Origin of the sequence: Nocardia sp. NPDC051929 (assembly GCF_044548645.1) — a bacterium.
GTDB classification, from domain to species: domain Bacteria; phylum Actinomycetota; class Actinomycetes; order Mycobacteriales; family Mycobacteriaceae; genus Nocardia; species Nocardia sichangensis.
This window is the reverse complement of record NZ_JBIUCG010000016.1, coordinates 1-24,172: the sequence shown is the minus strand read 5'-3', so window position 1 is coordinate 24,172 and position 24,172 is coordinate 1. Positions and strand designations below refer to the sequence as shown.

At 68.7% G+C, this 24,172-nt stretch carries 20 protein-coding genes; 14 read left to right on the top strand and 6 right to left on the bottom strand.

What is annotated here, in order from left to right:
• Positions 1-658 precede the first annotated feature (658 nt).
• On the top strand, positions 659-3,610 hold the full coding sequence (locus tag ACIHAX_RS22160; protein WP_355080804.1) for an AMP-binding protein: 2,952 nt from the start codon (positions 659-661) through the stop codon (positions 3,608-3,610).
• A 56-nt stretch (positions 3,611-3,666) separates the two neighbouring features.
• On the top strand, positions 3,667-4,266 hold the full coding sequence (locus ACIHAX_RS22155; RefSeq protein ID WP_355080806.1) for a class I SAM-dependent methyltransferase: 600 nt from the start codon (positions 3,667-3,669) through the stop codon (positions 4,264-4,266).
• Positions 4,267-4,284: 18 nt separating this feature from the next.
• Here ACIHAX_RS22155 and rffA read toward each other — a convergent pair whose 3' ends face one another.
• Together rffA and ACIHAX_RS22145 are read right to left on the bottom strand one after the other, a co-directional pair.
• Positions 4,285-5,424 carry a dTDP-4-amino-4,6-dideoxygalactose transaminase gene (gene rffA / locus ACIHAX_RS22150; protein WP_356969045.1) on the bottom strand — a complete coding sequence of 380 codons (1,140 nt, stop codon included), beginning with the start codon at positions 5,422-5,424 and terminating at the stop codon, positions 4,285-4,287.
• On the bottom strand, positions 5,414-6,514 hold the full coding sequence (locus tag ACIHAX_RS22145) for a glycosyltransferase family 2 protein (RefSeq protein ID WP_355080809.1): 1,101 nt from the start codon (positions 6,512-6,514) through the stop codon (positions 5,414-5,416). Before ACIHAX_RS22145 ends, rffA begins: the two co-directional genes overlap by 11 nt.
• 269 nt (positions 6,515-6,783) lie before the next feature.
• On the opposite strand from ACIHAX_RS22145, the gene ACIHAX_RS22140 reads away from it, so the two are divergent.
• From ACIHAX_RS22140 to ACIHAX_RS22115, 6 genes are all read left to right on the top strand, one after another.
• Positions 6,784-8,955 (top strand): hypothetical protein, encoded by a 2,172-nt coding sequence (locus tag ACIHAX_RS22140; protein ID WP_364430622.1) that lies wholly within the window; start codon positions 6,784-6,786, stop codon positions 8,953-8,955.
• Entirely contained in the window at positions 8,952-9,443 is a 492-nt protein-coding gene (locus tag ACIHAX_RS22135) for a GtrA family protein (RefSeq protein ID WP_397279323.1), read from the top strand. Before ACIHAX_RS22140 ends, ACIHAX_RS22135 begins: the two co-directional genes overlap by 4 nt.
• 71 nt (positions 9,444-9,514) lie before the next feature.
• Positions 9,515-11,761: a hypothetical protein gene (locus ACIHAX_RS22130; RefSeq protein WP_364430205.1), complete on the top strand. Its 2,247-nt coding sequence runs from the start codon at positions 9,515-9,517 to the stop codon at positions 11,759-11,761.
• Positions 11,758-12,312: a GtrA family protein gene (locus ACIHAX_RS22125; RefSeq protein ID WP_355080814.1), complete on the top strand. Its 555-nt coding sequence runs from the start codon at positions 11,758-11,760 to the stop codon at positions 12,310-12,312. The genes ACIHAX_RS22130 and ACIHAX_RS22125 overlap by 4 nt, the downstream gene beginning before the upstream one ends.
• 9 nt (positions 12,313-12,321) lie before the next feature.
• Positions 12,322-12,552, top strand: coding sequence for a Trm112 family protein (locus tag ACIHAX_RS22120; protein WP_355080815.1), 231 nt, complete (start codon positions 12,322-12,324; stop codon positions 12,550-12,552).
• A gap of 208 nt (positions 12,553-12,760) precedes the next feature.
• The gene (locus ACIHAX_RS22115; RefSeq protein WP_355080817.1) at positions 12,761-13,279 is read left to right on the top strand and encodes a L,D-transpeptidase; all 519 of its coding nucleotides are present in this window, start codon (positions 12,761-12,763) and stop codon (positions 13,277-13,279) included.
• Positions 13,280-13,304: 25 nt separating this feature from the next.
• Here ACIHAX_RS22115 and ACIHAX_RS22110 read toward each other — a convergent pair whose 3' ends face one another.
• The 4 genes from ACIHAX_RS22110 to ACIHAX_RS22095 all read right to left on the bottom strand — a co-directional run bounded on the left by ACIHAX_RS22110 (position 13,305) and on the right by ACIHAX_RS22095 (position 17,067).
• Positions 13,305-13,940 (bottom strand): TetR family transcriptional regulator, encoded by a 636-nt coding sequence (locus ACIHAX_RS22110; RefSeq protein ID WP_355080819.1) that lies wholly within the window; start codon positions 13,938-13,940, stop codon positions 13,305-13,307.
• Complete coding sequence (locus tag ACIHAX_RS22105; protein WP_356969053.1) at positions 13,937-14,731, bottom strand: ABC transporter permease; 795 nt, start codon at positions 14,729-14,731, stop codon at positions 13,937-13,939. The genes ACIHAX_RS22110 and ACIHAX_RS22105 overlap by 4 nt, the downstream gene beginning before the upstream one ends.
• The gene (locus tag ACIHAX_RS22100) at positions 14,728-15,459 is read right to left on the bottom strand and encodes an ABC transporter ATP-binding protein (RefSeq protein ID WP_364430198.1); all 732 of its coding nucleotides are present in this window, start codon (positions 15,457-15,459) and stop codon (positions 14,728-14,730) included. Before ACIHAX_RS22100 ends, ACIHAX_RS22105 begins: the two co-directional genes overlap by 4 nt.
• Before the next feature lie 87 nt (positions 15,460-15,546).
• Complete coding sequence (locus tag ACIHAX_RS22095; RefSeq protein ID WP_397279318.1) at positions 15,547-17,067, bottom strand: multicopper oxidase family protein; 1,521 nt, start codon at positions 17,065-17,067, stop codon at positions 15,547-15,549.
• Between the two features lie 244 nt (positions 17,068-17,311).
• Between ACIHAX_RS22095 and ACIHAX_RS22090 the strand changes: the two genes are divergently transcribed.
• The 6 genes from ACIHAX_RS22090 (at position 17,312) to tyrS (ending at position 23,627) form a co-directional block, all read left to right on the top strand.
• Complete coding sequence (locus ACIHAX_RS22090) at positions 17,312-18,490, top strand: FAD-dependent oxidoreductase (RefSeq protein ID WP_356969058.1); 1,179 nt, start codon at positions 17,312-17,314, stop codon at positions 18,488-18,490.
• Positions 18,487-19,377, top strand: coding sequence for an RNA polymerase sigma-70 factor (locus ACIHAX_RS22085; protein WP_397279316.1), 891 nt, complete (start codon positions 18,487-18,489; stop codon positions 19,375-19,377). Before ACIHAX_RS22090 ends, ACIHAX_RS22085 begins: the two co-directional genes overlap by 4 nt.
• A 25-nt stretch (positions 19,378-19,402) precedes the next feature.
• Entirely contained in the window at positions 19,403-20,548 is a 1,146-nt protein-coding gene (locus ACIHAX_RS22080) for a low temperature requirement protein A (protein ID WP_364430190.1), read from the top strand.
• Positions 20,549-20,740: 192 nt separating this feature from the next.
• A complete protein-coding gene (locus tag ACIHAX_RS22075; RefSeq protein WP_364430187.1) occupies positions 20,741-21,382 on the top strand; it encodes a DNA-3-methyladenine glycosylase in 642 nt (213 codons plus the stop codon).
• A 108-nt stretch (positions 21,383-21,490) separates the two neighbouring features.
• Positions 21,491-21,916 (top strand): DoxX family protein, encoded by a 426-nt coding sequence (locus ACIHAX_RS22070; protein ID WP_364430184.1) that lies wholly within the window; start codon positions 21,491-21,493, stop codon positions 21,914-21,916.
• Between the two features lie 421 nt (positions 21,917-22,337).
• On the top strand, positions 22,338-23,627 hold the full coding sequence (tyrS, locus tag ACIHAX_RS22065) for a tyrosine--tRNA ligase (protein ID WP_364430181.1): 1,290 nt from the start codon (positions 22,338-22,340) through the stop codon (positions 23,625-23,627).
• Positions 23,628-24,172: the final 545 nt, after the last annotated feature.

Genomic DNA, 24,172 nt, shown 5'->3' with positions numbered 1-24,172 from the left:
GCCTACGCGCCAGGGCGTTCCAGACGTGATCGATGGTAGACGCCGAAAGCGGTCGTGCACAGAAAAATTTCGAAGATCGTTCCGACGCGCGCCGGATGGTCACGACACGCGGTCGATTCCGGTAACGGCGGGTTGCGTCCGGAGGTCCGGTCCGAATTGCGTTCTGGTAGCGGCAGATCAGCTATGTGAGCGTTCGACTGCCTCGGCACAAGCGGTGCCCGGCGCTCTCTCGATGTGGGCGAATCGGGCGGCTGGAGTGGCCATCGCCGCCATGCCGTGGCATCCACCGGTCGCGAGCGATGTCCCTACCCGCTGTGCTGCCGGACGTAAGCCATGTCCGAGCCGGGGCGTGGGTGCCGCCGGGATACGGTCGAGTAGGTGACCCCTCGATCGATGTGCGCCCGTATTCCGGCGCGGCGTGAAAACGGTGGCGGGCGCCCGGGCACACCGATGGCGCTGACCTATCCGGGTTGCCGGTGGCCGGGGCTGCCGCGATGGAATGTTTCCGCGTCGATACGTGACCGGCAGGGAGCCGACTGCGGCAACCTGGCATGTGACGTGTCACAGCGGACACATAATGGACAAGTGGTGTGGGAAGCTCGTCTGAACACGTCGCCGTGTGTGATGCGGGTCACGTTCTAGGGTAGGGCCAGGAGCGATGGTGAAGTTGAATGCGAAGGTTGTGGTGGGCTCGGTACAGCGGTTGATGGCGACCGCGCAGAACGGCCTGGAGGTCATCCGCTTCGGCGGACTGACCCCTGACGTGGCGTCCTCGCCGTTCGAGGTCGTGGAACGCAGACGCATGTACCGGCTGCGGCATTACTTCCCCGACGACACGACGCCGGGGCGCCCGGTGGCCGTGCTGGTCCCGCCGCTCATGGTGAACGCCGACATCTGGGATGTGAACGCCGAAGAGGGCGCCGTCGGGATCCTGCACCGCGGCGGCATCGACTGCTGGGTGGTGGACTTCGGCTCGCCCGCCAGCGAGGAGGGCGGCTGGCAGCGCGATCTCGCCGACCACGTGCTGGCCGTCAACAGCGCGATCGACACCGTCAACGAGGCCACCGGCAGCGGCGTGCACCTGATGGGCTACTCGCAGGGCGGCATGTTCGCCTACCAGACCGCCGCCTACCGGTACGGCAAGGGCGTGGACAGCATCGTCACCTTCGGCAGCCCGGTCGACATCGTCGCGGGCATGCCGTTCGGGCTGCCCTACGGCATGGTCTCCGACGTCGCGGACTTCCTGGCCGATCATGTGGTCACCCGGTTGCCGATCACCGACTCCATGGTGCGCATCGGCTTCCAGTTGCTCGATCCGGTGAAGACGGCCAAGTCGAGGATCGACTTCCTGCTTCAGCTGCACGACCGCGAGGCGTTGTTGCCGAAGGAGCGCCAGCGCCGATTCCTCAACAGTGAAGGCTGGGTCGGTTACGCGGGCCCGGCCGCGGCGGATCTGCTCAAGCAATTCGTCGCGCACAACCGACTGATGCTCGGCGGTTTCGTGATTCGCGATCACCCGATCTCGCTGGCCGAACTGAAATGCCCGATCCTGGCGTTCGTCGGCGAGGTCGACGACATCGGACAGCCCGCCGCGGTGCGCGGCATCGTGCGGGCCGCGCCGAACGCGGAGGTCTACGAGGCGACATTGGTCGCGGGCCACTTCGGCCTGGTGGCCGGAAGCATGGCCAGCAAACACACCTGGCCGCTGGTGCGGCAGTGGGTGGAATGGATGAACGGCGACAAGCCGCTGCCCCCTGAGATCGTGCCGATGACCGAGCACGTGCCCAGCAATCGCCCCCGCTCGGCGGCCACCCGGGTGGTGCACACCGCCGCGACGCTGGCCGAGGCGGGCACCGGCGTCGGCAAGGCCCTCGAAGGCATCGCGAGCAACACGGTGCGCGGATCGATCGAACTGGCGGGAGAGGCCGCGCGGGCTCTGCCCAGGCTGACCCGCCTCGGCATGATCCAGCCGCACACCCGTATATCGCTCGGCCGTTTGCTGACCGAGCAGACGCGCCGCGCGCCGCAGCGGGACCTCTTCCTGTTCGACGACCGCGTGCACACCAACGCGGCGGTCAACGAGCGCATCGACAACGTGGTGCGCGGCCTGATCTCGGTGGGCGTGCGCCCGGCCATGCGGGTCGGCGTGGTGATGGAGACCCGGCCCAGCGCGCTGGCCTCGGTCGCGGCGCTGTCGCGGCTGGGCGCGGTGGCGGTGCTGCTCGCCCCGCACAGCGACCTGCGCCGCGCGATCGAGCTCACCGGCGTCGAGACGCTGATCTCCGATCCGGAGAACCTGCGGCAGGCCGCCGCGACCGACGCCAGGGTGCTGGTGCTCGGCGGTGGTAGCACGCGCGAGCTGGCGCTGCCCACGACCGACCGCCTGATCGACCTCGAGCAGATCGACCCGGCGCGGGTGCGGGTGCCCGCCTGGTACCGGCCGGACCCCGGTCTGGCGCGCGAGCTGGCGTTCGTGCTCGTCACCGGCACCGGTGACCGGCTGGAGACGAAGTACATCACCAACCACCGCTGGGCGCTGTCGGCGTTCGGCACCGCGACCACGGCCGATCTCAATCGCAGGGACACGGTGTACTGCCTTGCGCCGCTGCATCATTCGTCCGGGCTGCTGGTCAGTCTCGGCGGGGCGATCGCGGGTGGCAGCCGGGTCTCGCTGGCCCGGTCGCTCGACCCGGCGCGCTTCGCCGAGGAGGTGCACCGCTACGGCGTCACCGTGGTGACCTACACCTGGACCATGCTGCGCGACATCCTCGACGCGGAGGTGTTCCCGGACGGCCACAGCCACCCGATCCGTTTGTTCATCGGCTCCGGAATGCCCGCCGGACTGTGGCGGCGCACCGTGGAGCAATTCGAGCCCGCCCGCGTGCTCGAGTACTACGCCTCGATCGAGGGTGACGTGGTGCTGGCCAACGTGGCCGGGGTGAAACGCGGCTGCAAGGGGAGGCCGGTTCCCGGCACCGCGAAGGTGGAACTGGTCGCCTACGACCCGCTCACCGAACGCATCCTGGTCGACGGATCCGGCTACGCCCGCCGTTGCGCGGACAACGAGGTGGGTCTGCTGATCGGCAAGGCGTCCGACGGCGTCGACATCTCCGCGGGCGGCCTGCGCGGGGTCTTCACGGCGGGCGACTCCTGGATGCCGACGGAGAATCTGTTCCGCCGCGACAGCGACGGCGACTACTGGCTGATGGACCGCACGGACACGGTGATCCACACCCGGCGCGGGCCGGTCTTCGGTCAGCCGATCGTCGACGTGCTCAACGACATCACCGCTGTGGACATGGAAGTCACCTACGGACTGAACGTCGACGACCATTGCATCGCGGTGGCCGCGGTGAGCGTGCGCGAAGGTCTCCGCCTGGACCCGAAGGATGTCACCGAGGCGTTGCGGGTGCTGGACCCGGACCAGCGGCCCGACCTGGTGTACGTGGTGGACGACATCCCGCGCAGCCCGTCGTTCCGTCCGTCCGCCCGCGCCGTGCAGGCGGCGGGCAGGCCGGAGCCGGGGCCGGATACCTGGTGGTACAACCGGGCATCGGACGCCTACGAGATCCTCACCGACGACCAAGCGCGCGCGCTGCTCGGTGGCTGACGCGATACATGTTGCCGAAGAGCCGGATTCATCGACCGATGGCATAGTGAGTGCCTGTGGGAACGAGCCTCATTTACCGCAACGGGACTGTCTACGAGGTCCTGATGCGCGGGTTGTACGGCAAGCACTACACGGCTCGGTATCGCGCTATCGCGGAACTCGTCCCGGAAGGGGCGAGCGTGGTCGATCTGTGCTGCGGACCCGCGACGCTCTACACCCGCTACTTGCGCCACAAGTCGGTCGACTACACCGGGCTCGATCTGAACGAGCGCTTCGTCGCGCGCGTGAACGAAGCGGGCGGGCGGGGCAAGGTGTGGAATTTGCATTCCGGCGACGCGCTGCCCACGGCCGATTACGTCATCATGCAGGCCAGCCTCTACCACTTCCTGCCCGAGCCGCGCCCGCTGCTCGATCGGATGCTCGCTGCGGCCACCGACCGGGTGATCGTCGCCGAACCGGTCCGCAACCTGGCCACCAGCGACAATCCGGTCCTCGCCACGATCGGCAAGCGGTTCACCGACGCGGGCGACGGCGAGCAGGCGCACCGCTTCACCGAGCGGACGCTGGACGAGTTCTTCACGGCGTACGGCCCGCGGGTGGCGCGGCAGTCCCTCATCGCGGGCGGGCGGGAGAAGCTCTACATACTCACCGCGTGAACCGGCGTGCGGGCCGGTTCACACGGTGAACGCGGTGACCGCGTCCACGACGCGGGCCACCTGCGCGTCGGTGAGATCCGGCCAGAGCGGCAGACGCACGACGGTTCCGGAGAACTCCGCGCTGCGGGCGCAGGCCCGCGGCGTGCGGCCGAGCTTGAACCCGGCCGGGCTGGAATCCAATGGGATGTAGTGGAACGGTGCGGAGATACCCCGCGCCGCGAGGTGCGCGATCAGGTCGTCGCGGCGGCGCTCGTTCGGGGTCCGCAGGTAGTACAGATGCGCGGTGTGCCCGCGATCGGCGGGCACGGACATCAGACGGACATCGTTGCGCTCGGCCCAATCCGGCAGGGCGGCGGCGTAGGCGTCCCACACCCGGTGGCGTCCGGCCTGGATGGTGTCGAACTCGTCCAACTGCGCGTCGAGCACGGCCGCGTTCAGCTCGCTGGGCAGGTAGCTGGAGCCGATGTCCTGCCAGGAGTACTTGTCCACGGCGCCGCGCAGGAACCGGGCCCGGTCGGTGCCCTTCTCCCGGATGATCTCGGCGCGCGCCATCAGGATTTCGTCGGTGAGCAGCAGCGCGCCGCCCTCACCGCAGTGCACGTTCTTGGTGTCGTGGAAGCTCAGCGTGCCCATCGTGCCGATGGTGCCGAGCTTCCGGTCACGCCAGGTGCCGCCGAGTCCGTGCGCGTTGTCCTCCACGACGGCGAAGCCGTGCGTGTTCGCCAGGTCGAGCAGTCCGGCCATGTCGGCGGCGACGCCACCGTAGTGGATGACCACCACGGCCTTCGTCCGCTCGGTGACCACGGCCGCCACCGACTCAGGGTCCAGATTCCCGGTGGCCGGATCGATGTCGGCGAAGACGCACGTGGCGCCACGCAGCGCCATCGAGGTGGCGGTGGAGGTGAAGGCGAAGCTGGGCACGATCACTTCGTCGTCGGGCCCCAACTCCAGCAGCAGGCCCGCCATTTCCAGCGCGGATGTGCAGGAGGTGGTGAGCAGGGCGTGTGGAGCGCCCGTGATCGCCTTCAGCTTCGCGGTGGCCGACGCGGTGAACTGTCCGTCGCCGTGGCTGTGGTCGGAGGCCAGCACGGCCTCCAGATTCGCTAATTCCCGGCGCGCCCGGTACGGACGGCTGAAGATGACGCGGTCAGTGCTCAACCCGGTCGGTCCCCCTGCTGGCGGTGGTCGCGGTCATTTCCGAAGTGTCCGCCGGACGCGGTGTCGGCGTCTCGACGGTCAGATAGAGCGGTTTGCCCACCAGGATGTGCAGCGCCACGCCCAGGTACTCGGCGATGAGTCCGAGTGAGAACAGGATGGCGCCGGAGCACAGCAGCAGCACCACGATGGTGGATGCCCAGCCTTCCGGCGCCCAGCCGTCGGTGGTCAGCGCTTCGATCACGACGACCGCGGCCATCACGCCGCCGGCCAGCGCCAGGGTGACGCCGAGCAGGCTGACCAGCCGCAACCCGCGGGTCCCGCTGCACAGCACCATCTTCCAGAACAGCGAGAACAGGCGGCGGTAGTTGTAGCCGGACTCCTCCCTGCCCTCGGCGCGCAGCACCACCGGCGCCTGCGCGACGGCGCCGACCACCCAGGTCAGCGCGACGTCCAGGTAGACGCCGTTGGACGCGACCTCGGCCAGTTGCCTGCCGATGTCCCCGCGGATCAGCCGGTAGCTCTCGAACCGGGTGGAATCCGGGAACGCGAACAGCGTCGCGAGCACCAGCTTGGCTCCGCGCGAGGTCAGATTGCGCAGGAAGCCGTGCGGCCTGGTGTTGCTCGGCTTGGAGTAGACCAGATCGGCGCGCTGCGCCAGCGCCGTGTCCAGGAACGTGCTGATGAAGCGGGGATCGTGCTGGCCGTCCTCGTCCATGGTGACGATCCAGTCACCGGCCGCGGCCGACATCCCGGCGATCGTCGCAGCGTCCTGGCCGAAGTTGCGGCTGAGCCAGACGGTGCGCACGGTCGGATAGGTCCGTTGCAGTTCTTGCAGCACCACGTCGGAGCGGTCCGGGCCGTGGTCGTGCACCAGGATGATCTCGGAGACGACGAACGGGGTACCGCCGGGAGTCTCGGTGGTGCGCGTGAGATCGTGCAGTTCGGCGACCAGACCGGCGATCGTGTCCTCGCCCCGGTACACCGGCACGACCACCGACACCGTGTGCGGCCGGTCCACGCCGGGCCGTGCCGGGTCACCGTTCGTCGCGGGGGCGCCGGAACGGAGTGTGCGGGCGGGTGGGATCGGCATCAGCTGGATCGACTTTCGATGACGGTGCGTGCCGGTACTCGTGGCAGAACTGCGGAGCCCGAACCGGTGTGGACTCTAGCACGGTGCGCCGGGTGGCCAGCGGAGCAGCTGATCATGCCCTCATCTTGGTGGCGTCCGCGACCGATGCCAAGCCGGGAGCCGCCCTGTAGGGTTTGGAACTCGTGACGGACAGTGCAGTGCTCGACTCGCCGCCGGACGCGTATTCGCGGCGAGATGTCTACCGGTGGGGGGTCATCACCGCGCTCGGAGTGGTCGCGGGTTACCTCGCTGTCCTGCTCGCCAACGCCCGGCATTTCTTCACCGACGACACCGAGTCCCAGTACACCTCGTTGTGGGTCGGCCTCGGCCGTGCGCTGCGCGCAGGCGATTTTCCGGTCATGGTGCCCGAGCACTGGATGGCGGGCAACAACACCATGGACGACGCGGGCCTGTTCAACCCGCCGCAACTGCTGATCGATCTGATCGCGCCCTCGGTGGACAACGTCGCGCTGTACGCCACCGTCGTGAAGCTGATCTTCTCGATCATCGCCGCGCTCGGCGTGTACCGCGTCTGCCTCGTCTACGGCGGGCGGCCCGCCTGGTCGGCGGTGGCGGGTATCGCGCTGCCGCTGTCAGGCTTCTTCCTGTTCTTCGACGAAGCCAGCTGGATGACCGCGCTCACCGGCACAGCGTGGATGGTGCACGCCTGGGCGGCCTCGGTCCGCTACACGCGCGGTCGAGGCGGGCCCGTTCCGGTTTTCGTCTACCTGTACCTGACCATCTCGACGCAGTACATCTTCCCCGCGGTCGAAGCGGTGCTGATGCTGCTGGCCGTGGCCGTGGGCGAGCTCGTGTACCAGCGCAAGTGGCAGCCGGTGCTGCGGCTGACGCTGGCGGCGGGCTGCGCCGGGCTCGCGGGCCTGCTGACCTTCCTGCCGAGCATGCTGTCGGCCAAGGTGACCTGGCGCGGCACCGCGCAGATCAACAACGACCAGTTCCTGACGGTGCCGTGGTCGGAGTCGCTGAACGCCAGCCTGCCCAGTTCGATGCCCGCCTTCACGTCGTGGTGGGGTTACGTGCAGCCGCTGCCGGTCACATACATCGCCTGGTTCCTGATCCCCGCCCTGGCGTTCGTCGACTGGCGGCGAGCCAAGGAGGCGTGGCGGGAGCTCAGCGCGATCGCGATCTTCGCGATCATGATGCTGATGTGGACGGCGGGCCCCGGTTCCGTCGGGCCGCTGCGCTGGCCCGCACGCGTGCTGCCGATGCTGGCCATCGGGCTGCTGGTCCTGGTGTGCGTGCTGCTGGGGCGTTTCGGGACGTTCCGCGATCCGAAGAACCGCGGCATCGCGGCGGGCGTGCTGATCCTGCTGCTGTGGGTGCGCTCCTTCTCCGCCGACCCCCACGACGCCATCTGGCACGTCATCGCGGCCTTGGCGCTGGCGGCGCTGGTGGCGGCGGTGGTGTGGCTCGGGCGCGCCAAGGGCACCGCGGCGGCGTGCGCCCTGACCATCGTCGCGATGTTCCCGATCGCCTATTTCCAGGTCGATGCCGCGCAACCCACGCCGATGTCGTGGAATCTGCCGACGAAGCGTTCGGAGGCGATGGCCGCGTTCCCGGACTTCGCGGGCAACACCATCCAGCTGGGCGACCGTGGACTGCTGCAGCCGCAGGACAAGAGCATCGAGGCGGCCTACGGCTCGCTCGTCTTCGGTAACTACGCCCGCGGACTCGAGTTGAACTACGTCAACGGGTACACCCCCAGCGGCCATTTCTACTTCGGTGAGCTGCTGTGCATGCGCTGGGACGGCAGTGTCTGCCCGGACGCCTACCGGCGCATGTTCGCGCCGGAGCCGACCACCGGGCGGCCGTTGGTCGATCTGATGAACCTGGACCGCGTGGTGGTGCAGCGGGCGCTGTTCCCGGACGCGCCCGGCCAGCCCGCACCCGAGGGCTGGACGTGGGTCGAGTATCCCGGGCACGAGCGCTACATCGCGGTGCTGGAACGCGTCGGCGGACCGATCTCGACGACGAACGGCCGCGTGACGGCGACCCAGAAAGCGACCGCGACATCGATCTCCGAGACCGACACCACCAGCCGGGTGCGCGTGTCCTCGGCCGAAGGCGGCCGGGTCGTGTTCGCTCGGCTGGGCTGGCCGGGGTACCGAGTCACGTTGAACGGCAAGTCGCTTCCGATCACGACGGTCGCCAAGTCCTTCATCGCCGTCGATGTTCCCGCGGGCACCCAGGACGCCGAACTGGTGCTGACCTGGCGTCCGCCCGGCTGGAAGATCGGCATCGCCGCCGTGGTGGCGGGTGTGCTCGGCATCGGCGTCCTGCAGTGGCTGTTCGTCCGGTCCCGGCGCCGCGAGGAGCCGGAGGAGAGCGCCGCCGCCGAGCCCGCCGAACCGGATCGCCAGTTGGCGGACGTCGTTTCGTGACGACGAACCCGCCTCCGGTCGCCGTGGGCGCCGACGCGGTGGGCGACGGGCCCGCGGCCGGACTCCTGGTGCGGGTGGTCCGGCGGCAGGAGGTCGCCTTCGCGCTGGTCGGCGCGTGCAACACCCTGCTCGGGATCGCGCTGACCGTGGTGTGGCTGGCGGTGCTGGGTGACGCGTGGCCGCCCGCCGTGGCGGTCGTGCTGGCCTACGCCGTCGGCATCGTCGTCGCTTTCGTCCTGCACCGGACGCTCGTGTTCCGGGTGCGCGGCCGGGTGCTGCGCGACTTCGCGGGCTTCGTCGTGGTGAATTCCGGTGGGCTGCTGATGAACACGGTGCTGCTGTCGCTGGCGGTCTCGATGCTGCATCTGCCGCGGATTCCGTCGGCCGTCGTGGTGATGGGCCTGGTCGCCGTCGTCAGTTTCTTCGGCCATCGCTACATTTCGTTCCGCCGCAAGCCGGAGGCGCGGACCGAGAACGCGACCGGATGACGCGTCACCGAATGGCATCCCGGTACTGGCTTGCCGGAGCGGCAACGCGGTGACGGTAGGGTCTGGAACTCGTGGCCGAACGTAGCACCTTTCCTTCGCGCGAAGTCTGCACATGGGGCGTCATCACGGCGCTCGGGGTCATCGCGGGATACGGTGCGGTGCTACTCGCCAACGTCCGGCATTTCTATACCGACGACACCGAATCGCAGTACGCGCCGCTGTGGGTGATGCTCGGCCGGTACCTGCGCGAGGGACGATTGCCCGGCATGATCCCCGAGCACTGGATGGCGGGCAACTACACCATCGAAGAGGCCGGGCTGCTCAATCCGCCGCAACTGCTGATCGATCTGATCGCGCCCTCGGTCGACAACCTCGCGCTGTACGCCACCGTGGTGAAACTGATCTTCGCGATCATCCTGGCGCTCGGGGTGTACCGGATCTGCCTGGCCTACGGAGCGAAGGCGCCGTGGGCGGCGGTCGCGGGGGCCGCCATTCCGTTCACCGGATGGCTGCTGTTCTTCGACGAGTCCAGCTGGATGACCGCGTTCACCGGCACCGCCTGGATGGCTCACGCCTGGGCCTCCGGCGTGCGCTACGCCCGCGGGCGCAGCGGGCCGATTCCCACCTTCGTCTTCTTGTATCTGGCCATCTCGGTGCAGTACATCTTCCCGGCGGTCGAGGCCGGGCTGATGGTGGTCGCGGTCGCGATCGGCGAACTCGTGTACCAGAAGGCGTGGCGTCCGTCGGTGCGTCTGCTCACCGTCGCCGCCGGTGCGGCGCTGGCCGGACTGGCCACCTACCTGCCGAGCATGCTGTCGGCGAAGGTGACCTGGCGCGGCACCGCGCAGATCAACAACGACCAGTTCCTGACGGTGCCGTGGTCGGAGTCGCTGAACGCCAGCCTGCCCAGCACGCTGCCCGCGTTCAGTTCCTGGTGGGGCTACGTGCAGCCGATGCCGGTGGTCTACATCGCGTGGTTCCTGATTCCCGCGCTGGCGTTCGTCGACTGGCGCAAGGCGCTCGGCGCGGCGCGTGAGCTCGTCGCGCCCGGGCTGTTCGCGGTGATGGCGCTGATGTGGACGGCCGGTCCCGGCGCGGTCGGACCGTTGCGCTGGCCCGCGCGGGTGTTGCCGATGATCGCGCTCGGCCTGCTGGTGCTGGTGTGCGTGCTGCTCGGCCGTTTCGCGACCGTGCGGGACTGGCGGCGGCGTGGCACAGCGGCCGCGGTGCTGATCGGCCTGCTGTGGGTGCGCACTTTCTCGGCCGCGCCGCACGAGGTGATCCGGCACGTCGTCGCGGCGCTCGGGGTGGCCGCGCTCGGCGCCGTCGCGGTATGGCTCGGGCGCAGCCGGGGCGTGGCCGCGGCGTGCGCGCTGATCGTCGTTTCGGTCTTCCCCGTCGCGTACGTCCAGGTGCGGGACGCGCAACCGACGCCGATGGGCTGGAATCTGCCGGAGAACCGCTCGGAGATGAAAGCCGCGTTCCCCGACTTCCCCGGCACCACATTGCAACTCGGCGACCGCATGCTCATCCCGCCGCAGGAACGGAATCTGCCCGGCGCGTACGGATCGCTGGTATTCGGCAACTACGCCAAAGACCTCGAGCTGACCTACGTCAGCGGATACACCCCCAACGGGCACTACTGGTTCGGCGAGACGTTGTGCATGCGCTGGGACACCAGCGTCTGTCCCGATGCCTACCGGCGCGCGTTCGCGACCGAGCCGACCACCGGCCGGACCATCGTCGACCTGATGAAAGTCGACCGGGTGGTACTGCATCGCGCTCTGTACCCGGACGCGCGCGACCAGCCCGCGCCGCCCGGCTGGCGCTGGGTCGACTACCCCGGGCACGAGAAGTACATCTCGGTGCTGGAGCGCACCGACGGCTCGATCTCGGCGCGGGACGGCCGGATCGCCGCCACCCAGGGCGTGACTGCCACCTCGGTCGGGGAGTCGGACACGACCAGCCGGGTGCGGGTGAGTTCCACGGAGGGCGGCCGAATCGTCTTCGCGCGGCTCGGCTGGCCCGGTTACCGCGTGACGCTCGACGGTCGCGAGACACCCTCCACGTTGGTGGCGAAAACCTTTGTCGCCGTGGATCTTCCGGCTGGCAGCTCCGGTGACCTGGTCGTGTCGTGGCAGCCGCCGGGGTGGCGGATCGGCGTCGCCGCGGCACTGCTCGGCCTGCTCATCGTCGGCCTGTCGCAGTGGGCGTATCTGCGCGGCAGGCGGCGGCTCGACGAAGGTTCCGGTGCCGAGCCGTCCCCGCTCGACGCGGCCGTGACGCCGGAAACCCACCTGGCCGACGCCGCCCGATGAGCGCGGATGCGGCGGACGACGTCGGCGCGCCTGCATCGGACGCGCGGCGCTTCGATGCCGCGGGGGTCACGGCCGAGACGGGTTCCGGAGCCAAGAGCGCGGACCCGGGTCCGCTGCTGCGCCTGGTGCGTCGGCAAGAGATCGCGTTCGCCATCGTCGGCATGGTGAACACGGGTCTCGGCATGGCCCTGACGGTGCTGTGGCTGGCGGTACTCGGCGACCGGGCGCCCGCCGCGCTCGCGCCCGCCCTGGCCTACTCGATCAGCGTGTTCGTGGCGTTCGTCCTGCACCGGACCCTGGTGTTCCGGGTGCGCGGGCGCACGGTGCGGGATTTCGTCGCGTTCGTCGCGGTGAACTCCGGCGGACTGGTGCTGAACATGGTGCTGCTCCAATTGGGCGTCTCGGTGCTGCACCTGCCGAGCATTCCGTCGGCGATCGCGGTGATGGCGCTGGTGGCGGGCGCCAGCTTCTTCGGTCATCGCCACATCTCGTTCCGCCGGACGCCCGCCCCCGATGCGGACGGTTCTCGTTCCGGCCCGGCCGGAAGGTAGGTTCCTGATATGCCTGAGCACACCACCCTGGACGCCACACTGCTGAGCCTGCTGGCCTGCCCGCAGGACAAGGGCCCGCTGCGGCTGGTCCGCGCCGCCGACGACAGCGCGTTGCTCTACAACCCGCGCCTGCGGCGGGCATACCCGATCGAGAACGGCATCCCGGTGCTGCTCGTCGACGAAGCCAGGGACGTCACCGACGCCGAGCACGAAGCGTTCACCGCTCAGGGCGACGCCTGACCCTCCGCGCGGCCGTCCCCTTTCTCTCACGACTCGCCCACTGCGCGGCAACGGATGCGTCACGGTCGTTTCGCGTCCATTGACCGTTCGAAGCCGGCTCCGCCATGATCATTTGCACTTCGAGACGGTCATCTCGCTCCAGCACAGGGGCGTTGCGACCGACCTGATCAGCGCACAGGTGGCGTATGAGAGAGAGGTCGGGAACGTCATGAGCGATTCGCGTTTACGTAATTGGACGGCTCGATGCGCGATGGCCTGCGCAGTCGCGGCGGCGGGATTCGCCATGGCGACGCCCGCGCAGGCCGAGCCACTGTGGCCGGGTGGCCCGGACATCCCCGGTTTGCCCGCGCTCATTCCACCTCCGCCGCCCCCTCCGGCCGTGGCGCCGTGTTCCACCGCGGCCCGTGCGTGCATGAGGCTGTCCACCAATGAGGCGTGGCTGATGGACGACGGCAAGGTGGTCTACGGCCCGACGCCGATTTCGCACGGCATGCCGGGATACGAGACGCCGCCCGGCGTCTTCCACGTCTCGTTCAAGAAGGAGTTCCACTGGAGCACCATGCACAACGCTCCGATGGAGTACGCGACCTTCTTCAACGGCGACATCGCCTTCCATGTCGGTCCGATCGAGAAGAAGTCGCACGGCTGCGTCCGGATGACCTACGAGGGTGCCAAGGCGTTCTACGAGTACCTGTGGCCCGGTGACGTCGTCGAAGTCGTGGAGTGACGGCCCCGGCGTCCCCTCGTCGCGGTCACCGGGACACCGGTTCCTGGCCGATGTCACCGGTCAGATAGCGCTGCAGCGTCGGGCCCACGGCGGCGACCAGGTCGGCGGCGGACATCGAGGCCAGCGGTTCCACTCCGATGACCTTGCGGCCGACCAGCACGCCGATCATCTGCGAGGCGACCAGGCTGATCCGGGCGCGGCCGTCGTCCTGCGGGGTGGCGATCCGCCTGCGGACGCGTTCCAGCACGACCTCCAAGAGGAACGCCCTGGCCAGGGACGGATCGTGACTGCCGGCCAGGACACTGCGCACCATCGCGACCACGCCGGGACCCGCGGGCGAATCCCACACGGCGACCACCGTGCGAAGAATGGTCTCGCCCAACCGGTCCAGCGGTGCGGCCTCGATGACGCGCAAGGTCGCCTCGGGATCCACCGGCAACTCCACCACCGCGGCGAAGAGCTGTTGCTTGGTGCCGAAGTAGTGATGCACCAGAGCGGGATCGACCCCGGCGTCGGTGGCGACCGCGCGCACGGAGGTCTTGTCGAAGCCGATATCCGCGAACCGGGCGCGGGCGGCCGCGAGGATGGCCTCGCGGGCGCCCGATTGCCCGGGTCGGCGGCCGGTGCGAGCGGGACGCTCGGCGCCGTTGCCTGCCGTCACGCGGTCCGCCGTCGTAGCGTGGCCGCGCCGAGGCACAGGGCGACGATCGCGAACCCGGCGACGATGGCCAGATCGCGCCACATCTGGCCGGTGACCTCCGGATGCGTCGATACCTGTTGCAGCGCGTCGACCGCGTAGCTCAACGGCATCACGTTGCTGATCACCTCCAGCCAATCGGGCAGTTGGCCGCGGGGAACGAGCAAGCCGCACAAGAAGATCTGCGGGGCGACCACGACCGGCATGAACTGTACGGCCTGGAATTCGGTGCGGGCGAACGCGCTCGCCAGCAGACCCAGCGCCACCCCGCACACCGCGTCGACGACGGCGATCAGCACCACCCACGCGGGGCTGCCCGCCGAGCCCAGTCCGAGCAAACCGAACGAGACCAAGCAGGCGACGATCGCCTGCGCGGCGGCGGCCAGCGAGAACGCGGTGCCGTATCCGGCGAGCAGGTCGAGTTTCGTCAGCGGCGTCGACAGCAGTCGCTCCAACGTGCCCGAGGTGCGTTCCCGCTGCATGGCGATCGCGGTGATCAGGAACATCACGATGAACGGCAGGATGCCGAGCATGCTGATGCCGACCCGGTCGAACAGCGGCACCGGATTCAGCGGGTTGGTCGGAGTGTCCTTGTAGATGAAATACAGCAGCGCCATCAGCAGGGCGGGGACCACCAGGATCATGGCGACGGTGCGGTGGTCGTTGCGCAGTTGCCGCAGGATGCGGCCGGTGGTCGCGGCGTAGGGGCGCAGCGTCGGCGTCCGCTTCGGCGCGGCTTCCGAGATGGCGGTCATGCGTTCTGTCCCATCGTGATAAGGGTGAGGAAGGCGGTTTCCAAGTTCTGCTCGCCGGTCTGCGCGCGCAGTTCGTCGGGGCTGAGCTGGGCCAGCAACTGACCGTCGCGCATCAGCAGCAGCCGGTCGCAGTGCTCGGCCTCGTCCATGACATGACTGGAGACCAGCAGTGTCGTCCCGTTCGCGGCCAGTTCGTGGAACTGCTTCCACAACTCGACGCGCAGCACGGGATCCAGGCCGACGGTCGGTTCGTCCAACACCAGCAGTTCGGGCTGGGCGACCAGCGCGCACGCGAGCGACGCCCGCGTCAGTTGGCCGCCCGAGAGTTCGTCGCCGCGTTGCTGGGCGTGATCGGCCAGGCCCACCGCTGTGATCGCGTCGTCCACGTCGGCGCGATCGCGGCCGTAGAGCGCGGCGAAGTACGCGACGTTCTCCCGGACGCTGATGTCGTTGTAGATGCTGGGCGCCTGCGTGACATACCCGATCAGATGGCGAAGCGTCGGGGAGCCCGCCGGGTGGCCGAGCGCGGTGACCTCACCCGATTCGATGATCTGGGTGCCGACGATGCTGCGCATCAGCGTCGTCTTGCCGCATCCGGACGGACCGAGCAGCCCGGTGATCGAGCCGCGCGGGATGGTCAGCGAGACGTCGTGCAGGACTTCACGGCCGCCGCGGTGGACCCGCAGATCTCGTACCTCGACGGCGGGGGAGGGGCTGGCTTGCGACACGGTCGCCTCAATTCATCGAGTGTTGAATTCACTGTACGATGAATTTAGCGCGCTCGCGCTCGACCGGCAAGAGTGCTTTTCCCGGAATCAGTGGCCGTGCCGCACCGGCGGTGTTCCCGCCGCCTGGCCCGGGTTCACGACCACGAACTGGCCCATCATCCCGAGGTCCTCGTGCCAGAGCAGATGGCAGTGGTACATGTACGGCGCGTCCGGATCGGCCGGGCCGTCGAAGCGCATCGCCAGCCGGACCGTGCTGTTCGGCGGCAGGAAGACGGTGTCCTTCGGGCCGGTCAGTGCCGGGGGCGGCGGCTCGTCGTCCACCGCGAGCACGCGGAATCGCACGTCGTGGATGTGGAAGTTGTGCGGCATGCCGTCGTTGTTGCGCACCACCCAGGTCTCCGCCGTGCCGCGCGTGACCGCGAAATCGATGCGGTCCATGGCCATCGGCCTGCCGTTGATCCCGGCCAGGTTCAGGTCGAAATGCCGTTCCAGCACCGAATCACCGCCGTCCGGGGTGGTCGGAGACGCCAGGACCGCGGGGAGTTCCGGCGCGGGCCGCAACGTGCTTGCCGCGCGTAGTTCGAGGATGTCGAAAGTGTCGTCGCCGCCGGAGAACCGCTGAGTCCAGAAATCCAGCCCGGCGTCGAGTTCGCCGCCGCGCAGCACGGTGCGCTCGCCCGGCCGCATCCGGACCACGATCTCCGCCCGCTCGCCCGGTGACAGCCGAAGCCGGTCCACGGTGCTCGGTCTTTCGATCAGCCCGCTGTCGGTCGCGACGAGCGAGAACGGCCGCCCGTCGGCGAAGACGAAGGTATAGATCCGCGCGGTCGAGGCGTTGAGCAGACGCAACCGGACGAGTTCGTCGCCGACGTCGCGGTACGGCGCCAGCGTGCCGTTGACCATCGTCCGATCGCCGAGAAACCCGACGTCGCGGAACATCGCATGCGCGGAGTCGAACGCCGCGCCGTCGAACCGCACGTCCTGGACGATCAACGGCAGATCGTTCACCCCGTAGTCGGAGGGGAGGGGCAAGGCGGTGGACACCTCGTCGTCGAGCAGGAACATACCCGCCAGTCCGCGGCGCACGTGCTTTTCGGTCGCACCGTGCGGATGGGGGTGATACCAGAGCGTCGCGGCCGGTTGATCGATGGTCCACTGCGGCGTCCACGCCGCGCCGGGAGCCACCATCTGGTGCGGCCCGCCATCCATTGCCGCGGGCAGGTGCATGCCGTGCCAGTGCACGGTGGAGGCCTCCGACAACGTGTTGCGCACGGTGACGGCCACGTTCTCCCCGCGCCGCGCCCGCAGCGTCGGCCCGAGGTAGTCGCCGTTGAATCCCCACGTCTCCGTAGTCCGGCCGGGCTGGAATTCCCTTCGCCCGGCGCGCATGTCGAGTTCGAACGTGCGCGTCCCGTCGGCGCCCACCCGCGACGGCGCCAGCGGAGGAATGGCGAGTTCGTTCCGGAATTCCGTCTTCCCGACCGTGGACACGTCCGCTCGGGCGTAGACCCAGGCGACCCCACCGACCACGAGGACCGGCAACGCCGCGACGCAGACGACAACGATGAGCAACCACCGCCGCTTGCGCGGCCGGAAATCCGAAAGCATGGACCGACGGTAGAAATGGCAAGTGCCCCAACGCATCCGGGAGCATCCCTATTTCCACCCCCGGTCCACCCCTGATGCCCGCGTCCGGACTTTCCGGGTGCGGGATCACGCACCGATCGGAAGCGGCTGGCGTACTGTGACCCAGAACACAGCCCGGGGTGTCACGTCCGGGTCCGGTCATTTGTCCCATGGTCGTCACCATCCGCCATTCCTGCCCCGGTGACCCGACCATTGGAGCACTGCCATGAACACCGAACATCGCATCGTCGTCCTCGGCGGCGGCTACACCGGCATGCTCGCCGCCGTGCGGCTGGCCCGGCGCACCCGAGCGCTCGACGTCCGGATCACGCTGGTCAACCCCTCGGCCCGATTCACCGAGCGTCTGCGCATGCATCAGGTTGCCGCCGGTCAGCAACTCGCGGACCACCGGATTCCCGCACTGCTGGAAGGCACCGGGGTCGCCTTCGTCCAGGGCTGGGCCACGGCCATCGATCCGGTGAACCAAGAGGTGACCGTCGACGAGACGACTCGTCTTCCCTACGACGAATTGATCTACGCCCTGGGCAGCACCGCGGACACGACCATCGTGCCCGGCGCCGCAGACCATGCGTGGACCCTCGACAACCCCGCCACCGCACACCGGTTCGCCGAGCGCCTCACCGAGGTCGCGGCGCGCGGCGGCGCCGTCGCGGTCTGCGGCGGCGGCCTCACCGGCATCGAGGCGGCGGCCGAGATCGCCGAGAGTCATCCCGGCGCGCGCGTCACCCTGATCAGCACCGGCGAGCTCGGGGCCATGATGGGGACGAACGCCCGCGCGTACCTGCATCGTGCGCTCGATCGCCTCGGCGTCACCCGCGAGACCGGCCGGGCCGTGGTGAAGGTGCTGCCCGACGCCGTCGAACTGGCCGGTGGCGAGTTGGTGCCCACCGACCTGACGCTGTGGACGGCGGGTGTTCGCGTGTCACCGCTGGCCGCGCGGGCGGGCATCGAGACCGACGCGCACGGGCTGATCGTGGTCGACCCGACCCTGAGGTCGGTGTCGCATCCGGCCGTCCACGCCATCGGCGACGCCGCCGCGGTCCGTCAAGCGTGGGGGCAGATCCACGGCACCTGCCAGAGCGGGATGCCTACCGCCGCCTACACCGCCGACGTCATCGCGCGGCAACTGCGCGGCAAGCGCGTGCGGCCGTTCCGCTTCGGGTATTTCCACCAGCCGGTCAGCCTCGGCCGCAAGGACGCGGTCATCCAGTTCACCAAAGCCGACGACCGCCCGCGCCGCGGCTACCTGGCCGGACGCGCCGCGGTCATCTACAAGGAGACCGTCAGCAGCAGCCCGATACCGACCTTCGCGCTGAGCAAGCGGATGACGGTGTCGGTCGCGCTGTCGAAAGGTGGCCGAGCCACCAGGAGAATTCAGCCATGACCGACCGGACAACCGAGCAGGACCCGTTTCTCGAACACCGACGTCTGCTGTTCGCCACCGCGTACCGGATGCTGGGGACCGTCACCGATACGGAGGACGTCCTCCAAGACGCCTGGCTGAAGTGGAACGCCACCGATCGGTCGACGGTGCGGCAACCCAAGTCCTACCTCGTGCGCACGGTCACCAACCTGTCGCTCAACCGGCTCACCTCGGCCAAGGCCACCCGCGAGAACTACGTGGGCCCCTGGCTGCCCGAGCCGTTGCTCACCGCACCGAACATCGCCGAGGAGACCGACTTGGCCGACACCGTCTCCACGGCGATGCTGGTGGTTCTCGAAACGCTCAGTCCTGTCGAACGCGCGGTCTTCCTGCTTCGCGAGGTCTTCGGCTACACGCACGCCGAGATCGCCGAGACCCTGGACCGGCCGGAACCCGCGATCCGGCAGATCGCGCACCGCGCCAAGCAGCACGTGCAATCCCGCAGGCCGCGGTTCGACACCGACAAGGCGCAGCGCGACCATGTCACCGCCCGATTCATGGCCGCCTGCTCCGGCGGCGATCTCAACGCGCTGATGGATCTGCTCGCCCCGGACGTCACGTCGTGGTCGGACGGCGGCGGCGTGGTCACCGCGGCGCGCCGACCGTTGTACGGACCCGATCACGTGGCCCGCTGGATCCTCGGCGTGCTGGCCAAGCCGGTCGTCGCGGGCTTCGTGTTCGAATCCGCCTGCATCAACGGTGAACTCGGCGCGCTCGTATTCATCGGCGGCTCCCCGGTGGCCGCGTTCACCTACGACATCGTCGACGGACGAATCCAGAACCTCCGGTTCCAGGTCAACCCGTACAAGCTGAAGGGCCTTTCCATGGGCACCGACGCGCTCGGGTGATCTTCCGCCGTTCTAGGCTCCAGCCGTGACCAACCAGAGTGCCCTGTCCGCTGACGGCGGACAGGTACGGGCCTCGACGCTCGAGCTGTTCTTCGATCTCGTCTTCGTTCTCACCATCACCCAGCTGTCGCACGTCTACACACACCATCCAGGCTGGCAGGCACTCGCGCAGGTGGCGCTGCTGTTCGGGGTGATCTGGTGGATGTATTCCGGTTACGTGTGGCTCACCAACGAGGTCGCGCCGAACAGTTCCGCCCGGCGGACCTGGCTGCTGGTCGGCATGTTCGCCTTCTTCGTCCTCGCTCTGGCCATCCCGGACGCGTTCCACGGCACCGGCATCGCCTTCGGGTTCGGATACGTCCTGGTCACCGCCGTGCATACCGCGCTGTTCGCCTCGGCGGGCGGCACGTCGGCGACCACCGCGATCCGCCGGATCGCCCCGCTCAACGCCCTGGCCGCCGCCCTCGTGCTGGCGGGTGGGTTCGTGCACGACTGGGTGCAGTACGCCTGCTGGATATCGGCGTTCGCGGTGCAGGTGATCAGCCCCTATCTGGTCGACACGGGCGACTTCGTGGTCCGAGCCAGTCATTTCTGCGAGCGGCACGGGCTGGTCGTGATCGTCGCGATCGGCGAATCCCTCGTCGCCATCGGCGCCGGGCTGGCCGGAGAGCGGATCACGCCGGAGTTGATCGCCACCGTCGGCCTCGGCCTCTGCCTGGCCTACGTCCTGTGGTGGGCGTACTTCGGCGTCGACGACGAGCGCGGCGAGCACGCGCTGGCCGCGGTGCCGGACCGGGAACGGTCCCGGCCGGCCGTACTGGCCTACGGCTACGCCCTGTACCCACTGCTGATCGGCGTCATCGTGGCCGCGGCGGGTATCCAGATGAGCATCGCCCGGGGCGGCGTGGCGAGCCCGGTCGCCGTGGCCGCCGCGCTCTCCGGCGGCGTCGCGCTGTACTTCCTCGGTCAGTTCTTCTTCCGCCTGGCACTGCGGTTGACGCGTCCCTGGGCGCGCCTGCTCGCGGCGCTCGCGGTGGCGGCCACCACCCCGATCGGCGTCTACTGGGTCTCCTGGGCGCAACTTGCCGCGATCGTGATCGTGGCGTACGCCGCCGTGATCGCCGACGACTTGCTCACACTGCGGTCCGGCGAGCACAGCGCGTATATCTGAATGCGCACACTGTCTGCTCCGGTCGGCCGGGTCAACGATTTCCGCCGGTCGTCGAGGGTCGGGTCGGTCTGTGCGCATCGGCGCTCACGCCACATGGCACGCCGTCATGTCCTCGTCGCGATCGTTCGTGCCGAGGCGGTACGCGTGCCGAGCGGCTGCGCTGCCCCGCCTCCGTTGTCGCCGTCGAGGACAATGGCGGCTGTGTGTGCCCAATATGTCGAGGAACTTGCCGTCGAACCTCCCGCCGCCGCCCGCCGTCTGCTCGGGGCTACCTTGTGGTCGGGCCCGGTCGGTGTCCGGATCGTCGAAGTCGAGGCCTACGGGGGAGACCCGGCCGGGCCGTGGCCGGATCCGGCATCGCATTCCGGTCGCGGCCGGACCAAGCGCAACGGCGTCATGTTCGGCCCCGCCGGTGTGCTGTACGTGTACCTCAGCTACGGCATGCACACCTGCATCAACGTGACGAGCGGACCGGACGGCATCGCCAGCGCCGCGCTCATCCGCTCCGGCGAGGTCGTCGCGGGACTGGAGACGGCGCGCGCGCGACGTCCCGGCGCCCGATCCGATCTCGACTTGGCCCGTGGCCCGGGCAATCTCGGCGGTGCGCTGGGAATCACTCTGAGCGACTACGGAACTCCGCTGCTCGATCCGTCGTCGCCGATCCGGCTGGAACTGGACAGCCCCGTCGACGCCGCCGAGATCGCGAGTGGCCCACGGGTCGGCGTCAGCAGCGCGGCGGATGTGCCGTGGCGTTTCTGGCTTCCGGGTTCGCGGGCGGTGTCGGTGTACCGGCGCAGTCCGCGCGCTCCCTTGTCCGCCGCGCAGTCGGTCTGACGGCTCGTCGAGACTTTTCGCCGCGGCGCGATGAGTTTTCGCGAAGGTTCCCGTCCTATCAGGTGAACGCGCCACCAACCCGGCGCCACCGACCCGAAGGACAGAACCATGACCGCCATCACCACCACCGGCACCGTCGCCGTAGCCCGCCCCGGCAAGGTGCTCAACCGCACCCTGTGGACCCTGCAGATCCTGCTCGGCCTGTTCCTGATCGTCGCCTCGGGCATGCCGAAACTGGTGGGTCAGTCCGACGCGGTGCGGATCTTCCACGAGATCGGATTCGGCGACTGGTTCCGGTACCTCACCGGCCTGGTCGAGGTCGCGGGCGGCGCAGGTCTGCTCGTGCCGCGGCTGAGTGGACTGGCCGCCTCCGGCCTTTCGGTCACCATGGTGCTGGCGGCCGCCACCCAGGCATTCCTCTTGGGCGCTCCCGCGCTGGCTCCGTTCCCGCTGGTGCTGGCCGTCGTGTTCGCCTGGATCGCCTACCAGCGCCGCGACAGCATCGCCGCGGTCCGGGAAATGCTGCCGCGCTGAGTGCACGCGTAGTGGACGGTCGGTGGACTCCGGTCCACCGACCGTCGATGCGCATTACGGGGTAATACGTCGCGGTGGACGCCTGGGGCGCTCTGGGTCGGTGCGCTCACCAGGTGCTCGCTACCGTCGATCACTCTGCCGGGCTCGTCGTCGAACGACCGTCTCGACCGCGAGCCTCGGCCATCCACCACGAACTCTCGCGCGAGTGCGGCGAGCGCCGCGTAGCGGTCCGATGCGGCACGGAACCTCGCACCTGTGCTCGTTCACCGAACGCGGCGAGACCGGACGGCGATCCGTCTCCGCGAACGGGTCGGGCGGACACCTCGACCGCTCGCATGTAAATCATTCGACCGACACCGCCGCGCGCCCGAGACCGAGGTGCACACGTGGCCCCGAACCTCGTGCGGAAAGATAGGACATCGTGAGCGGCGACATCATCGACGAACTGACCTGGCGCGGTCTGATCGCGCAGTCCACCGACCTGGATGCCTTGCGTGCGGCGGCGGCCGCCGGGCCGCTGACCCTCTACGCCGGCTTCGATCCCACCGCGGCCAGCCTGCACGCGGGCCATCTGGTGCCGTTGCTCGCGCTGAAGCGTTTCCAGCGCGCCGGACATCGACCCATCGTGCTGGCCGGTGGCGCCACCGGGTTGATCGGTGACCCGCGCGACGTCGGCGAGCGGACCATGAACTCCGCCGACACCGTCGCGAGCTGGGCCGAGCGGATCCGCTCCCAGCTCGAGCGTTTCGTCGACCTGGACGACTCCCCGACCGGAGCGGTCATCGCCGACAACATGGACTGGACCGGGCCGCTGTCCGCCGTCGACTTCCTGCGCGATATCGGCAAGCACTTCTCGGTGAACGTCATGCTGGCGCGCGACACCGTCAAGCGACGACTGGACGGCGAGGGCATCTCCTACACCGAGTTCAGCTACATGCTCCTGCAGGCCAACGACTACCTGCAGCTGCGCCGCAACTACGGCTGCACGCTGCAGGTCGGCGGCTCCGACCAGTGGGGCAACATCATCGCGGGCGTCGAACTCAACCGCCGGGTCGACGGCGCGGCCGTGCACGCCTTGACCGTTCCGCTGGTGACCTCGGCGGACGGCAAGAAGTTCGGCAAGTCCACCGGCGGCGGCAGCCTGTGGCTCGATCCCGAGATGACCAGCCCGTACGCCTGGTACCAGTACTTCGTGAACACGGCGGACGCCGACGTGGTGCGCTACCTGCGTTGGTTCACCTTCTTGTCCCGCGAGGAACTCGACGAACTCGAGCGTGCGACCGCCGAGCGTCCGCACGCCAGGGAGGCGCAGCGCAGGCTGGCCGCCGAGATGACCACCCTGGTCCATGGCGAGGCCCACACCCATGCGGTGCAACTGGCCAGCCAGGCGCTGTTCGGCCGAGGTGAACTGCGTGAGCTCGACGAGGCGACGCTCGGCGCGGCCCTGCGCGAAGCCGCCGTCGACGGTGAGGTCGCGCAGATCAAGGCGGGTGAATCGAACACCATTGTGGATCTGCTCGTCGCGACCGGCCTGTGCGAGAGCCGCGGCGCCGCCAGGCGTGCGGTGAACGAGGGTGGCGCCGCCGTGAACAACGCGAAGATCTCCGACATCGAATGGACGCCTGCCGAGGCCGACTACCTGCACGGACGCTGGCTCGTGCTGCGGCGCGGCAAGAAGAACCTGGCGGGGGTTCTTCGGGCAGGTGCATGACAGTCGCGGTGGCTTGAATCACATCCGTGTGATTCAAGCCGCCGATCACTCCGATCGCGCACCGTTGACCTGCGGAAACGCCAAGTTGTTCAGGCGATTTGACGTAGCGTTATCCGCCGCGTAACTTAGTCCAAGTCAGAGCGACACGGACTCCGACCCGGAGCCAAGCGAAGCGGAAACGCCGAGCAGGACCGGGAAACGAGGTAGTACGAGGAGCGCCTGTCAGCCCAGTATGACGCAGATCGGCCGATGGTCTTGACTTCGGTTGGTTGCTTGGTTAGGCTGGGAAAGTTGCCTCACGGAAGGTCCGGTCGAGACTGGCCCGGATGTGTGTGCGTGTGTTCTTTGAGAACTCAATAGTGTGTCGATGAATGTCAGTGCCAAATATTTTTTGGTTCCGGCCTTTTCACCCCCCGTGTGGAGGGTCGGACATTTTAGTCAGCTAATTTCCGGCTGGCGATTGTTTTGCTGGGTTTTCGGACTCTAGTTTAGATATTTCTGATTCACCTTTCGGGGTGTTTCGAGAGTCTTCAACGGAGAGTTTG